This is a genomic window from Aliikangiella coralliicola (assembly GCF_007004725.1).
GTDB lineage: Bacteria > Pseudomonadota > Gammaproteobacteria > Enterobacterales > Kangiellaceae > Aliikangiella > Aliikangiella coralliicola.
Genome location: NZ_ML660167.1, coordinates 405,018 through 422,272, shown reverse-complemented (window position 1 = coordinate 422,272; position 17,255 = coordinate 405,018). Strand labels below are relative to the sequence as shown.

At 42.7% G+C, this 17,255-nt stretch carries 1 protein-coding gene; it reads left to right on the top strand.

Translation table 11 applies throughout. From position 1 onward, the window contains the following. The first annotated feature begins 131 nt into the window (after nucleotides 1-131). Nucleotides 132-17,057, top strand: a complete 16,926-nt coding sequence (locus FLL46_RS19010) for an SDR family NAD(P)-dependent oxidoreductase (protein WP_142932921.1) — start codon at nucleotides 132-134, stop codon at nucleotides 17,055-17,057. Nucleotides 17,058-17,255 lie beyond the last annotated feature (198 nt).

Sequence of the window (17,255 nt, the reverse complement as noted above, 5' to 3'; positions counted from 1 at the left end):
AACTTTTATGGGGCAAGTGCTTAATAAAAAATTAAGAAAGAGAGTAGTGTGATGAAGTATTTTGTAGGGTATGAGGTTTTCAAATTTAATCATGTTAAATACGTTACTAACGGATTGTTAGGAGAATAACCATGGAGCAAACTAACCAATTAAAAACTATTTATCGTGATTTGTCTCAAGGTAAACTAACTCAACAACAAGCATTGGAAAAAATCAAAGCGATTAAACTCAAGCAGAAAAATGCATCGGGTGTATTGCTGGCAACACCGGTCTGGGAAGAGGATGCTTCGGTTGTGTCCAATTCCCCGTTGCCCACCGTTGAACATTGTGTGTTGTTATGTCATTTGCCGACACTTAATGCGCCGCAGTTAAAGTCTGACTTGTCGGCCAGTCAAGTTGTCTCAATTGTTCAACGCAATAAAGATATTGCAGCCGACTACAGCGAGCTGGCACTGAATTGTTTTGAACAGATTCAAAGCATGCTAAAAAGCCGTCCACAAGGTCCGGTACTGTTTCAAGTTGTCGCCGCTGATAATGAACAAATGACAATGTTGTCAGGGTTATCCGGTTTACTCAAAACCGCCATGTTAGAGAACCCTCAACTGATTGCACAGATTGTTTTCACCGATGTGATTGATTCTCCAGAGGGGGCTGACCAACTTGTTCAACAGTTAAACGATGCGCGCAACTACCCACAGGAAACCTTAATCCGTTATCAGCAAAACGAGCGAAAATTCTTACATTGGCAAGAAATTAAAGCGACAGCTTTTAAAGAAACCGCTTTTAAAGAGCAGGGCACTTACCTGATTACCGGCGGATTAGGTGGTCTGGGTGTTTTACTGACCCAGGAAATTCTACAACAAACCCGTCACGGAAAAATCATTGTGACAGGGCGGTCACCGTTAACAGCTGAAAAGCAATCCATTCTGGAGAATTTCTCGACGCTGAATACACAATCTGAAAGCCGGGTAGAATACCGCCAGTTAGATATTGAGAACGAAAGGCAGGTTGAATCACTCATCGCTTCAATAAATACGCCAGAGGCATCACTGAAAGGGATTATTCATTGTGCGGGAATGACCTCGGATAACTTTATCATCAAGAAGTCATCTGAAGAATTTCGTCAGGTTTTAGCCCCCAAGGTATTGGGCACTTATCATCTTGACCAGGCGAGCCGTGATTTAGCGTTGGACTTTTTTGTGTTGTTTTCATCTGCAGCTTCCTGGCTAGGCAATGTTGGTCAATCGGATTATGCAGCAGCCAATGGTTTTATGGACCAGTTCTCAGCTTATCGCCATCAATTAGTGACACAAGGAGAAAGACAAGGAAAAAGTTTGTCGGTCAACTGGTCATTATGGCGAGAAGGGGGCATGGAGATTGAGCCGTCAATGCTGAGTCAAATTGAACAGAATACCGGTGCAGTACAACTAGAAACCGCGAGTGGACTAGGTGCTTTTTATCGCAGCTTACAGTTACCCTATAGCCAGTTTTCGGTGACTGAAGGTAATATACAAAAATTGCGTGTAGCGTTATTGGAAAACACGAGCCTTCAGCAAGCCTCTTCAAAAGATGAAATAGCAACAGCAAACGTAACGACTCAATCAGACAACGAAGTTGTTTCACATGCTCCTTCAAAAGCTAAGCATTCACAACAAAACCTTCAGGAAAGTACAGAAGGCTATCTATGCAAACAGTTCTCGAAGTTATTAAAACTTCCGTCCCATAAAATAGACGCTCAGGCGCCATTGGAGAAATATGGTATTGATTCGATTATGGCGATGAACTTGACTAGTCAGCTGGAAAAGACATTTGGCTCGTTGCCGAAGACTTTGTTTTTTGAATATCAGACCATTGCTGAGTTAGCTCAATACTTTGTACGATCACATTCGGCTAAAATTGAATCTTTGTTTGCAGTAAAAACAGATAATACAAACAGTGAAGAAAATATCGGCTTAAATCGAAATCAATTAGCAGCGGAGTCAAAAGAAGCCAGGTCTCAATCAATTAAAATTAAATCTGCATTAAAGCGCAGGAAAAGTCGTCAACGAGTTGTTTCAACAGAGTTATCGACTAATGAAAGCGGACATCAGGATCGAACTAAGTCGGAATCAACGAAATTTGAACATATTGCTATTGTTGGACTGAGTGGTCGTTATCCTGAAGCTGCTAATCTCAACGACTACTGGAAAAACTTAAGTAGCGGAAAAGACTGTATTATTTCCATTCCCAAAGAACGGTGGGATTGGCAGAAGTTCTACAGCGAAGATCGCAGTGTTGATGGATCCCACGCCAGTAAGTGGGGCGGGTTTATTGAAGGCGTGGATGAGTTTGACCCACGTTTCTTTAATATTTCACCCCGTGAAGCAGAAACCATCGATCCACAGGAACGCCTATTTCTTCAACATGCCTGGATGGCGGTGGAAGACGCCGGTTTCACCAGAAAGACTTTACAAATCCCACACGAGAATGCGCAAGCAGGTCAAGTAGGGGTTTATGTCGGCGTGATGTACGGCGAATATAATTTATCAGGCAGTCTGGCCAGCATCGCTAATCGTGTGTCGTACGTATTAAATTTACATGGTCCGAGCATGACGTTGGATACGATGTGTTCTTCGTCGTTAACGGCAATTCATCTGGCTTGCCAGGATCTTAAACATGGCCGCACTGATCTTGGGATAGCGGGCGGCGTCAATGTGACAATTCATCCGAATAAATACGAGATGCTAAGCGCCGAACAATTTATTTCTTCCGACGGACATTGCCAAAGTTTTGGTGAGGGCGGCGATGGTTACATCCCCGGCGAGGGTGTTGGCGCAGTTATTCTGAAAAGGTTATCTGAAGCTGTGCGAGATGGTCATCATATTTATGGTGTTATTAAAGGTAGCGCACTGAATCATGGCGGTAAAACCAATGGCTATACAGTACCTAATCCTCAGGCACAAAGTAGTGCAATTACTCAGGCATTAATTGAAGCGGAAGTTGAACCTCGCCAGGTGAGCTACATTGAAGCCCATGGAACCGGAACCAAGTTAGGCGACCCAATTGAAATTGCAGCTTTAACCAGGGCATTTAATCAACAAGATTCAAACACCGTTTCAGATGAAAGTTTTGGTTATTGTCTGATTGGTTCCGCGAAATCAAACGTGGGTCATTGCGAATCTGCTGCTGGTGTAGCCGGGTTGACCAAAGTTTTACTACAAATGAAGCATCAGCAAATTGTGCCTTCATTACATTCTTCAACGCTGAATCCTCATATTGATTTTGACAATACGCCCTTCGTTGTTAATCAGAAGTTGACCGAATGGAAAACACCTGTCATCGATGGCGTTGATGTTCCGAGAATCGCAGGCGTGTCTTCGTTTGGCGCAGGCGGCTCGAACGCCCATATTATTATTGAAGAATTTCGAGGGGCTAGAAATCAAGAAAAAGTTAGTTTTGCTAACCAGAGTGAAAGGTCAATAATTCCGCTTTCCGCGAGAACGGCAGAGCAGTTAACACAGAAAGCGCTCGACCTGTTGAATTATGTTGTTGAACAGCAACAGAAAAACACTGGCAACAATGTTGGCGACTCCCTTGAGTTATCGGCAATCGCTTATACGCTGCAAGTTGGAAGGGAAGCGATGGACCAACGCGTTGGATTTATCGTTAACTCCGTTGAACAGCTAGTAGATAAGCTGAATGCCTTTGTTAAAGACAATCTCGACATTGAAGATGTTTTCCATGGGCAGGTAAAAAATAACCGAGAAACGGTTTCACTATTAAATGCGGATAAAGAGTTTCAAGAAACCATTGATAAATGGGTGAGTCGAAAAAAACTCTCCAAGCTTGTCGATTTATGGGTGAAGGGGTTTGAGCTGGACTGGAATTCTTTTTATCCCGAAGTGGCTGACTCCATCAATTCATCTGGAAAAATGCTTCCTCGGCTTATCAGTCTACCTGCTTATCCTTTTGCCCGGGAAAAATATTGGATCGACCCAGTTGCAGTAATGTCTAAATTACCATTGTCAGCCCAGACTGCAGGTGTGGCGATTCATCCTTTACTCCATAATAATCACTCCGATCTGCACCAACAAAGTTACAGTAGTGTTTTTAGCGGACAAGAATTTTTCTTTGACAGGTTAAGTCAGTCGAGTGAGTCTAAAAAAATCTTGCCAGCTGAAGTCAATTCACAAACTTTACCTGTGGCTATTTATCTTGAGATGGCTCGCGCTGCTGCAGAGCATGCCATGCCCGTCCTGCGAGAGTCTGTGACTTTAGAGTTGCAAGACTTTGTTCTCGGGCAACCTGCAGAGGTGAGTGGCGAACGTGCCATTAAGATCGATTTGTTTTCAGCTGATGATAGCGATGGTTTTGGCGAACAAATTGAGTTTGAAATTTACAGTGAAAGAACTGAACTTGAGAGTTCTCCAACCGATAAACCATTGAGCCAACTTGATGATGAAATAATCCACTGTCAGGGAAAAGCTGTTTTCACCACTAGCCCAGCGCCGCAAAAACACGACCTGGAAAAAATAAAACAGTCATTGCAATTAGATGAAAAACTATCATTGCCGTTATCCAGCTCGGTTTACGTGGGAACAGGTGAAATGCTCGCGAACCTGGATCTTTCAGCAGAAACGGAAGGAGAGCTAGGTGATTTTATTTTGCATCCCGGTATCGTTAATTCAGTTGTTTACCTCGCAACTGGGTTAGTTAATCGTGAGGACGAAAACTACGTGCCGGTTGCTTTAAGGACAACGCGTGTTATCTTTGGTTGTACGCAGCAAATGGTTGCCTGGGTGAGGCATGCCAATAACAATGCTTCTGCACAAGAGAGTGAAGGCTATAAAATATTAGATGTTGACTTGTGTGATGCTGCAGGCAATGTTTGTTTACAACTACACGGCATTACCTTTGAGTCTGAGGCTCTAAGTTTAACACCTCCTTCTTTAACTGATTCATCAACACCTTCTCTTAGAACAGAGGGTGCGCTTACAAATGCGGCGATTGAAAAAGCAACATTAGTGCCAGAGAAAATAGCATTAAGCTCAAGTTTCCGCCGGCAAAAGAGAATCAGTCATTTATCATTTAACCGAGGAACTCAGAAAAAACCTCAAGATATTACTTTAGCGCCAATTGATTTTTACACTAACAAAGAGTCTTACTACGAAAGCAAAGAGCGGCCTTCAATTGGTTTAGTGGATTTTCAAAATCAGAACTTAGAATTAATGGGGTTAGAAGCAACTGAGTCAGAGTTAGCTGATTTACAGCGAGAAAAAGTCAATACCCATAGGTCTACACAAAAGGCGACAGTGTTAGCGAGCCCAGTCAATTTATTTAACCTGGGAAATGGGATTTATTCAATTCAAGTAGGAGAAGGCAAGGATGAGAACGGTAGTAATAACCTGCTTGAGTTAACTGTGATTGAGTTGCTGACTGAAGCTTTCGAGATTGTTAAGCAGGCCGAAGACGCAAAAGTTTTATTATTGAAGGGTACCGAAAAACATTTTCTACATGGCGGCAGGCAACATAGCAACGAAGCCTTGCAGCACCGGCTTTATCAAAATATTATTTCCTTTCCTTATCCTGTTGTTGCTGTTCTTCAGGGCAATGCGTCAGGAGCAGGTTTTTTAGCCGCTGCTTTATGCGACTTTATGATTGTTAGTGAAGAAGCAAGCTATCAATACTGTGGTACTCAAGCTGGTTTATACCCGTCAAAAAACGAGGCGGATTTACTCGCCAAACGCTTTGGCGAGTCAATAACTAGTGAACTACTTGATTCAATCGACGGGCTCAATGGTCGAGAACTGAGATTGCTAGGTTTGACATGTCCCGTTCTGCCGAAGGACGAAATTAACCCATATGCTCAAAAACTTACTTCTACATTAGCTGAGAAATCACAACCCGCATTAAAATTGTTAAAACAGCACTTGGCTCGTCACTTAAGCGTTCTGGCCGATAACCTTGAAATTGTTGAACCTTCGAATGATATCGAATCGGTTAAACAAAAAAATAACAATACCACCGAGCCAAACTCCCGAACTGAAATGATTCAGTTAAGAACGGAGGCGGATAGTATTCTTGTTATCAGTCTTAAGCACGACGATATTTCTCTCGACATCAGAGCGTTAATTGACGAGCTTGAGGAGATTTTTGGCCAGCTTAAACAAAGCGCAATTTACAAGGCCGTTGTGATAGAGAGTGAATATCCCGAATTTCTTCCAGCGGTCGAATCTAATGAGTTTAACGCAGTCGTAACCGCTTTTAGCCAACTCATTCTCGCTTCGGATATTCCGGTAGTCGCCGCGCTAAATTCAAACGTGCAAGGTGTGGCCTGGCTAATGAGTTTGTTCTGCAATACTTGTATTTATCATGCACAAGGTTGTTATACGATTGACAGTATTAAAGAACGGGCAGAATGGTTAAACCACGCAGCAGCTATCGTTACTTGTCGTTTGGGCAACCAACTTGGCACAGAAATTTTATTCGCTGGCGGTGAATATTCCGGCGTCGATTTACAGCAAAAATTACCATCGGTAAAAATAGCACAACCAAACCAAGTGGCCGTTGAAGCTTTACAAGTTGCACGAAACTGGTCTTTACAACCACGTCCAGTTCTTATCGAACGTAAAAAACGGGATTCGTTGCGTATTCAACAGGTCTTGGCAGATTTACATGACACATTGCAAATTAAGGAAGAAAAGGGCAAAGAGCCAATTGCGTTACCTGATTCGCCGATGCCTTTATCGCTTAATTCGAAAGTGATCTCTGCGCAGGTTTACCCACAAGGTATTTTGCAAGTAACTATGGAAGATCGCCAGGCGAAGAATATGTTTTCGGATGAGCTGGCCGAAGGAATGATCGAAGTTTTTTCTCATATCGAGGCAACACCGTCATACAAGGTGGTGGTTTTAACCGGCTATGATAATTATTTTGCAATGGGCGGCACCAAAGAAACATTGGTTGCAATTCAAGAAGGTAAAGTTAAATTTACCGATAGCAAAATTTATCAACTTGCGTTGAAATGTTCGTTGCCGGTAGTCGCGGCGATGCAAGGCCATGGCGTTGGGGCTGGATGGGCTTTGGGGATGTTTGCAGACTTCACAATATTTAGTGAAGAAAGCCAGTATATGAGTCCCTACATGAATTACGGGTTTACACCAGGGGCTGGTTCTACCTTAATTTTTCCTGAAAAAATTGGTTATGATCTGGCACGAGAAACATTGCTTACTGCGCTAGAAACCAGCGGGACTCTTTTACTGGATAGAGGCGTATCATTCTCTGTTTTACCAAGAAAGAACGTCTTGTCTGCGGCGATGAGTTTGGCCGAAAGAATAGCCAGGCATTCTCGCGCTGAGCTAGTCGCGCTTAAAAGTCTACTGACGGTTAGTTTACAAAGCCAGTTAGATGAAATCTATCAACTTGAACTGTCAATGCATGAAAAGACTTTCGTTGGCCAATCTGAAACATTAGCGCAGATTCAAGATAAATTTTCTGCTGGTTCGAATACAAACGCCGAGAATGAGAAAGTCGCAGATTTGCAGCATTCGCCAATTGACGAACAAACTTATGCTGTTGCGATCAATGAAGTTGAATTAATGACTTCTCTTAAAAAACTGTTGGCAGAAGAGTTACGGTTGCAAACCGATGAAATTGAAGAAGATGAGCAATTTGTTGACTTGGGGCTAGACTCCATTACCGGCGTCACCTGGATTAGAAAGGTCAATGAAAAGTATGGCACAGCGATCGAAGCGACTAAAGTATATAGTTACCCGACGCTGAAACAGCTTAGCCGATATGTTAAGCAGGAAGTTGAAGCTATCGCTGAGACTTCGAATGCTGTCGATGTAGAGGTGATAAATAATAAGTTGGCTGAAAATGTCGACAAAGTTACTGTGTCAACGAAAAATGTGTCAGCGAAAAATGTAAAGGCAGTAAAATCTGAAGCAGAAAAGTTACTCCAATCAGAAAAGACACTGCAATCAGAAAAGTTACCCAAGCCAGAAATAAACAAGAGTAACCTGTTAACTTCAATAAACGAAACGCTAAAAAAGCTATTGGCACAAGAGTTACGATTACAGGTTGAAGAAATTGACGAGGATGCTCAGTTTGTAGAACTTGGATTGGATTCGATTACCGGCGTTACCTGGGTAAGAAAGATTAATGATAAGTACAAGACGTCGATAGAGGCGACTAAAGTTTACAGTTATCCGACGTTAAAGCAATTGAGTGATTATGTCCAGGCGCAAGCAAGTGAAGCGGGTATATTAATCGATGATTCGCCTCGCGAAACTCCACCGGTATTAAACGAGGTTTCTCAAAGTCAGCCGGTGCAAAGAACAAGTCAAACTAACGACTCAAACAAATCAAGTAATATTGCCACTGAGTTGAACACAACCAACTCATTGAGACCCATCGCAGCGGCAGTCAAAAACCTGGTATCCAGGCGCAGAAAAAAATTAACGAAAAGTCAAAACAAACAACGGCTTTCAGTGAAGTCCCAGCACATTGCAATCATTGGAATGGCTGGGCAATTTCCTAAGGCAAAAGATCTGGATTCTTTTTGGGATAATATTGCCCAAAGCAAAAACTGTATTGATAAAATTCCAGCAAATCGTTGGGATATTAATGCTTATTACCAACCGGGAGACGCGATGCCCGGAAAAACTAACAGCCAATGGATGGGCGCGTTAGAAGAGTTTGACCTGTTCGATCCTCTGTTCTTTAACATTTCGCCGAAAGAAGCCAAGAGTATGGATCCGCAACAACGGGTATTTTTACAAACTTGTTGGCGCGGAATTGAGAATGCCGGTTATAGCGCGCAATCATTGTCCGGTACTAAGTGTGGCGTGTTTGTTGGTTGTGCTGCGGGCGACTACCATTTATTGTCAAGACAACAACAAATCAGCGCACAGGGTTTTACCGGGGAAGCGACATCTATTCTGGCGGCACGAGTTTCCTATTTTCTCAATTTACAAGGGCCTTGTTTATCAATTGATACAGCGTGTTCTTCCTCTTTAGTTGCGATTGCCAATGCCTGTGACAGCTTAAGCGCTGGTGGTAGTGATTTGGCATTGGCCGGCGGCGTTTATGTTATGTCAGGGCCTGAAATGCTGATTAAAACCTCGCAAACGGGAATGCTTTCACCTGATGGTCGCTGCTTTACTTTCGATCAACGCGCCAATGGCTTTGTACCTGGGGAAGGTGTCGGTGTTGTGATGTTAAAGCGTTTAAAAGACGCAGAGAAAGATCAAGATATTATTCAGGGAGTGATTAAAGGATGGGGTGTTAATCAGGATGGTAAAACTAATGGAATAACCGCGCCAAATCCGGAAGCTCAGCGGCAGCTACTTCAAGATGTTTACGAAAAGCACCAGATAGATCCGGCTAGCATCCAATTAATTGAAGCCCACGGCACCGGAACTAAACTTGGCGACCCAATTGAAATTGACGGGCTGAAGGAATCCTTTAAAAAGTTTACTCGCAAAACCGATTATTGCGCGATAGGCTCAGTGAAAAGTAACATCGGTCATTGCCTGACTGCCGCCGGTGTTTCCGGTGTAATAAAAATTGCACTGGCGCTTAAACACAAACAACTTCCGCCGACGACAAACTTCGAGCAGTTAAACGAACATATTGGTAGTCAATCGAAAGGTTTAAAAGGGACGCCGTTTTTTGTTAATACGCGTTTAAAAGCCTGGGATGTCGATGAGAAAGAACAACGTCAAGCTGCGATAAGTTCTTTCGGTTTTAGTGGCACCAATGCCCATATGGTGATTGGCGAATATATACCTGAGGTCGATTCAAAACCGGATGTATCTGCGATAACAGAGAATGGAAAGTTGGTTATTCCACTTTCAGCGAGAACCTCAAAACAACTTTACCAAAAAGCAGAACAGCTACTAGCCTTCTTACTCACAAGATCTCATTCCATTGAGTTAGTTGATCTCGCTTATACATTGCAAGTTGGTCGAGATGCAATGGAAGAGCGCTTAGGTTTTATGGTTGACTCGGTCAGCCAGTTAACTGAGAAACTAGAGGCATTTGTTAATGACTCAAACTCCGATAACGACTCAGTTATTAACATTGATGACGCTTATCGAGGGCAGGTAGAGCGCAACAAAGAAGGAATGCGCATTATCAGCCAAGATGATGAAATGAAAGAGACTGTGATTGAAAAATGGCTGAGTAGTCAAAAACTGTCGAAGCTCCTTGAGCTATGGGTTAACGGATTAGAACTTGATTGGAATAAACTTTACCAATCAGAGGGAAGCGTTAAAACCAAGCCTAATCGAATACCGTTGCCGACATATCCCTTTGACAATAAGCGCTATTGGATTGAACCGGTTGTCGATTCTGTCTCTCAGACTGGTGACTCTCAACCGGACAACCAACAATCTGCAACAAACAAAGTTAATGCTGGAAGCGAAGTTGTTAATTCAAGTCTTAGTGACGTGCTCCATTCATTGCTACACACGAATACTTCTGATCTGACTCAACAGAGCTACACTTCCTGCTTTGATGGCAATGAATTTTTCTTAAAAACGCTACCGGATAAGCAAAAGTTTTTACCGTCGATGCTTAGTCTGGAAATGGCCAGAGCTGCAATTGATTTGGCTGTACCGAATTATCAGGAAAGCGAACAGTCGGAACAAAAGCGGCACTTAGTATACAATCTAGAATTATACAATGTTGTTTGGGCACAGCCGATAGTTGTTGACGAAAATAACAGCGTTTCAATTGCCTTGTTCGCGACGCAACCTGAGCAGGTTGACTTCGAAATTTACAGCCAAAGCAATGCTGATGAGATCGTTCATTGTCAAGGACATGCTAATTTTGTCCAGCAAGGCGATATACCAGCCGTTAATATCAGTGCAATTCAGGCAAATATGAAAACTGCCGCCTGGAAGGGTAATCAGAACAAAGTAAATCAACTTGTTGTGCAGCAGTTTCAGCAAAACGAAAATCAGAGACTGATTGAGGTTCTGATTCCGCAACTACCTGAAGCTGTCAAGGAGAACAAAACTGACTTTACTATTCACCCGAGTTTAATCGATGTTATTTTACTTTCGGCAAGTGATTTAGTTGGTAGTGAAGCGCAAACTTGTTTGCCTTTTGCGCTCAAATCTATTCGCTTTGTTTCTGCTTGTAGCGAGAAAGTTTTTGTCTGGTCACGTTTTTCAAAAGTAAAGAGCGCACAAGATAGTCAATTAAAACTCGATATAGATATTTGTGATACAGCGGGGCAGGTTTGTATGCAGGTCCGCGGGTTAAGCTATCAACAAGTCGTTTCGAAAGAGCAGCCAAAAGTTGTACAAGCAACGGAGAGCAGCAAGACAAGCGCTGCACCAAAACAAATTTCGCTACCCACGCCATTAGTAAAAATTAATAAAGCAGCGCCAACTAAAGTTAAGTTGGCGGGCTTGCAAAACCTGGATTGTGAAAAAGTTCCTGCTTCGCAAGTTGAACAAACTTCTCCGGCTAAAATAAACAAGCCGAATAGCATTGCTCTATCAAATATTGATGGGGCCAGTTCTATTGATGGGGCGAATTCTGATGTTTTATGTTTTTCTGAGAGTTCTAACATCGACGTTCCCGGAGAGACAAATGTTAGCGAGAAAAACATCAGTAGCGAGCCGCAAGTAAGACTTTCAAATACTGTTTTTAGCGATATTGGGAAGGCGGATGATTCTGGCTCGGAAGAATTGAATAATGCGTCGGTTAGTTTGTTTGATTATGGTAATGGAATTTATTCAATTCAAATTATTAACGATGTTGATAATAATCAACTGACGGAAAATCTTGTGCAGCAATTATTGCAAGCGATTGGCACAGCCAAACTATCGAGCACCATCAAAGTTCTGTTAATCAATGGCTCGGAAACCTGTTTCTTACATGGACAAAGAGATGATTATAACTACGCGGTCGCCGAAGGACTTTACCAGGAAGTCATCAGCTTTCCTGTTCCGGTTGTTGCGGTTATGCAAGGTGATGCAGTAGGCGCCGGTTTTATGTTGGGAGCCTTGTGTGACTTCATGATTTGCAGCGAAAGCGGGAACTACAATTTCGTTGATGTAGCTTCTGGTTTTTATCCTTCGGTAAATGATGAGAATTTATTCAGCGAGCGATTTGGACAAATCGCTACCAATGATTTTTTACATGGTCAGACAAAACTGACTGGAAAGGCATTGCGAGCGAAAGGTTGGACATGCGCGGTGATTGTATCATCCGAGATCGAAACCTATGCACAGAAATTTGCCACCAGCTTGACAACCAAATCTCAAAATGCACTCAGGTTGCTCAAACAGCATTTATCGCGGCATTTAATCAGTTTAGTCAATGAACTTAAAGTTCTTGATATTGATCAAACAAATGATGCTGGTTTGTCTTCTGAAAATAGTCAGAAGAAGAATAGTAAGATAAAAATCAATTCTAACCTGATTGAACTGGAAGAGCATGCCAAAAATGTCCTCGTAATTAATCTGAAAGCAACTAAGAAAAAATTGCCAAAGAAGAAGCAGAAATCTGATTTGTTGATTTCAGATTTGAGCCATGTTTTTAATCAAGTTAGTCGTTCAAAGCGTTACAAATCACTGGTACTTTCCAGTGAACACGATAATTTCTTACCGCCGCTAACAGAGAAATCTAATTTGGAAGTGTTAGAAGCGTTAGAGCAGCTTATTGTTGACTCGCCACTGCCTGTTGTCGCGGCGCTTAAAGGCGATTCGAACGGAAGCGGCTGGATGGTTAGTCAGATTTGCGATGCCTGTGTCTATAGTCAAGAAGGTCGTTATTCTGTTAAAGCATTGTGGCAATCACCTGGCCTTCTCAGGCGAGTTGCTTCGCTTTTCGAATATCGACTCGGGCGTTTCCTCGGAAAAGAAATTATTCTGACGGCGACCGACTACTCCGGGAAAGATTTGCAACAAAGGTGCGCGAGTTTAAATCTGGTTGATCATCATTTGGTGTTGCCAACTGCAGTTGAACTCGCCCAACAATGGAACGAACAACCTTTGTCAAAATTGCTGGCCTGGAAAAAGCAAGGTTCAGCTTTACTTAAAAACAAGCTGATAGATATACCTGAATGGTCAGTGGAAAAGGAGTTAGAGTCTTCGACAAAAAATGGGTCTGTTAATAAAATCGATTCTGACGCCAAAAATCAAAAAGAAAAAAAGGTGACTCTAAATTCAAAAGTGATTTCGGCCTCTATCTATCCTGATGGTGTTTTGTTAGTGAGAATGGAAGACAGAGAAGCCAGAAATATGTTTTCTGATGCCTTTATCGAAGGGATGTTTGAAGTTTTCGAGCACATAGAGAATACACCTGAATACAAAGTTGTCGTTCTTACTGGCTATGATAGTTATTTCTCATCCGGTGGAACCAAAGAAGGTTTACTGGCGATTCAGGATGGCCAGTATAAATTTACCGATCGAAAAGTTTTTCAGTTAGCGATGACTTGTCGCTTGCCGGTAATTGCAGCAATGCAGGGACATGGCATCGGTGCCGGTTGGGCCATGGGTATGTATGCTGACCTGACGTTGATGAGTGAGGAAAGTCATTTTGTCAGTCCTTATATGAATTATGGGTTTACGCCAGGTGCGGGTTCAACCGCGATTTTCCCCAATAAAATCGGTTATGACCTGGCCAGAGATACCATGTTGACGGCGCAAGAGTATTCTGGCCGTGAGTTAAAGAAAAAAGGTTTGTCAGTGAGCATTTTACCAAGGAAAAATGTTGTTGCGGAGGCAATGGTTTTAGCTCAACAAATCGCGCAACGCCCAAGCAGTCAATTAATTTCACTTAAGCAACAATGGAACCAGCCTTTACATGATTTATTAGAAGACACTTTCCAACTTGAGCTGGCTATGCATGAAAAAACCTTCGTCGGTCAATCTGAAACATTCGAGCAAATTCAAACTAGTTTTGCGAAGGGAACCAGTTCAGTTGTTGTTGATAGTAAACAGGTGGAAAGTCCAGCGAGTGACATTCACTTAGAACCCCAAGATGACAAGGCCGATAATTCAGCAACTGAATCATTATCGAGTATTAATGCGACACTGAAAAAATTGTTAGCGCAAGAATTGCAGATGTCAGAAGAGGACATTGGAAAAAGCACGCCGTTTACCAATCTGGGCGTCGACTCGATTATTGGTGTGAGCTGGGTGCGTAAAATTAATGAACAATACAACATTTCCATTGAAGGAACCAAGATCTATAGCTACCCGACTTTGTCTGAGTTAAGTGAATATGTAAAGGAAGAAGTTGATCAGTTAAGAGGCAATAGTCAGGAGAATAGGGTTGTTGAAAGTTCTGAGACAGTGCCTGCAGAAGAAGTTATACCTGAAAGGAACTCGCTTGAAAGAAACTCGCTTGAAAGAAAAAATGCATCAGATCAGGTTACAACCAGTGGAATCAGCTCTACTCAGATTAACCAGGTCGATCTATCTTCTGTCACAGAGATGTCGCAGAAAGCAGATACGCTACCCGACATTGTTGCCACCCTCAAAAAATTATTAGCCCAAGAGTTACAGATGTCGGAGCAGGATATTGGAAAAGACACGCCATTTATTAATCTTGGAGTGGATTCTATCATCGGCGTGAGTTGGGTGCGTAAAATCAATGAAGAATATCAAATTTCAATCGAAGGCACTAAAATATACAGCTATCCAACTTTAACCGAACTCGGCGAGTATGTTCATGAGGTGGCCGAGCGAGAAGGGAACCTGGTGAAGAGCGAAGCTTCGAACCAGGCGAACAATATTGATATCATTGCGACCAATTCGAGTGATGGTATCCACTGTTCAGAATCTGTTAGTGGTAACACTCAGACTTCAGTAAAAAATTCTGTCATGTTGCCGGCAAAGCAACTGGCCTCTTGGCGCAACTCTTCGGCAGTCCGAATAAACAACTCACGCGTGAGTTCTGAATCTGCGGTTAGTCAAACTCAACCGATTGCTGTGATAGGTATGGCCGGGCAATTTCCGCAAGCGAATAATCTGGAAGAGTTTTGGAAAAATATCGCCTCGGGTAAAAATTGCATCAGCGAGGTGCCGGCAGAGCGCTGGGATATCGATAGCTATTATCAGCCGGGCGATATTGTCCCCGGGAAAACCAATTGCAAATGGATGGGGGCGTTAGAAGGATACGATTTGTTTGATCCCTTGTTTTTCAATATTTCTCCGTTAGAAGCGGAGAATATGGACCCGCAGCAGCGATTATTTTTACAGACCAGTTGGCAAACAATTGAAGACGCAGGCTACAACGCCGAAGCACTTTCTGGTAGTAAGTGTGGTGTTTTTGTCGGTTGTGGCACCGGTGACTACCATCAATTTGCACAAGGAATGGGCGGCTCCGTTTCCATATTAGCCGCGCGCATTTCCTATTTCCTGAATTTGCAGGGACCCTGTTTATCTATTGATACCGCTTGTTCTTCGTCACTGGTTGCGATTGCGAATGCCTGTGACAGCTTAGTTTCTAAAGGAAGTGACATTGCGTTGGCCGGCGGTGTTTGCGTCCTGGCCGGCCCGTCGATGCATATTGGTACTTCACAATCGGGTATGTTATCCACTGAGGGGCGCTGCTTCACTTTCGATCAGAAAGCGAATGGGTTTGTACCTGGAGAAGGAGTCGGTGTTGTCATGTTAAAACGACTATCCGACGCCGAAAGAGACGAGGATATTATTCAAGGGGTTATACAGGGCTGGGGCGTCAATCAGGATGGCAAAACCAACGGAATTACTGCGCCAAACCCAAAATCGCAAACCCGTTTGCAGCAGGAAGTTTATGACAAGTTTGCTATTGACCCTGAACACATTCAGTTAGTTGAGGCACATGGTACAGGTACTCAGTTAGGCGATCCTATTGAAGTAGAAGGTTTGCGCGACTCCTTCAAAAAATATACTCAAAACACTGACTACTGTGCGTTGGGATCGGTCAAGAGCAATATCGGTCATTGCCTTTTTGCGGCAGGAATTTCTGGTTTTATCAAAGTTATCCTGTCATTAAAACATCAACAGCTGCCACCGACGATTAACTTTGAGCAACTCAATGGCCATATTGGAAAAGGAGATAATTCAAAAGGCGATCGAGGTTTAAAAGGTCTTCATTTAAAAGATAGCCCGTTTTATATTAATGATCGATTACAGCCTTGGGAACTTAATCATTCACCAAAGCGACAGGCGGCGATTAGTTCCTTTGGATTCAGTGGAACGAATGCGCACCTGGTAATCGCCGAATATCAATCGCCGGTTGCTCAGCCTGCTCATCAAGCGGCTTCAGTGGGCAACACCGGGGAGCTCAACACCAATGTGATGATCCTGCTTTCCGCAAAATCTCGAGAGCAACTTAAACAAAAATCTGTTGATTTACTCGCCTTTATCCAGCAAAAGCAACATGTGAGTAATCCGACACAAAGAAAAATAATTCTCGAAGAAATAGCTTATACGTTACAAGTGGGTAGACAATCGATGGAGGAACGCTTAGGATTTATAGTAAGCTCAATTGAGCAACTGGCCGATAGACTCCAAGCCTTTATTGTCGGTGAAAAAACACTCGGTGAAAAATCCGGCGGTGAACAAAATATCAACGATTGTTATCAAGGAACAGTGAACCGCAACGAAGAAGGCATTAATATCATCAGCCAGGATGATGACATGAAAGACGTAGTTGACAAATGGATAGCCCACAAAAAATACTCAAAATTATTAGACTTGTGGGTTAAAGGATTGGAACTGGATTGGAATAAATTTTATGCAGACCTCCGTCGCGGGGAAAGCAAACCCAAGCGAATCAGTTTACCGACTTATCCCTTTGCCAAAGAGCGATATTGGTTAGATGACCATATTGTCAATTCTCAATCAGGTTACAACCGCGATAGTGAGAGACCAGACAATGAAATACAGGGCACTGAAAGACAAAACAGTCATCAGGCAACTAACCAGACAAACTCGAATAGTCGATCGAGTCATGAGGCGAAGATAAATAAAAACTTCGAATCAATCGAAGACATTATCAATCGAATCGCCAACGATTCCATCGAAACAAAACAAGGGGTTACCTTGTTGAAGAAAATCGTTTAAAAGAATTGAATTTTAAATGAAATAAAAATTTAACCTGAATTTTGTTTGACCTTTTAACAAGGTGCTTTTGCACGCCAGGATAATTGTGCCTGGACGATTGTGCTTAATAGCTGTGCTTGAACATGCTTGCCTGGATAACAATGCTTCATTGTTGTCCAGTGAGCTGTTGTTCATTGAGTTGTTGTCTGGCGCGAGCGC

Bases quoted from the DNA above. Each gene is read 5' to 3' on its own strand.
- FLL46_RS19010 (WP_142932921.1), top strand. From the start codon at position 132: ATGGAGCAAACTAACCAATTAAAAACTATTTATCGTGATTTGTCTCAA.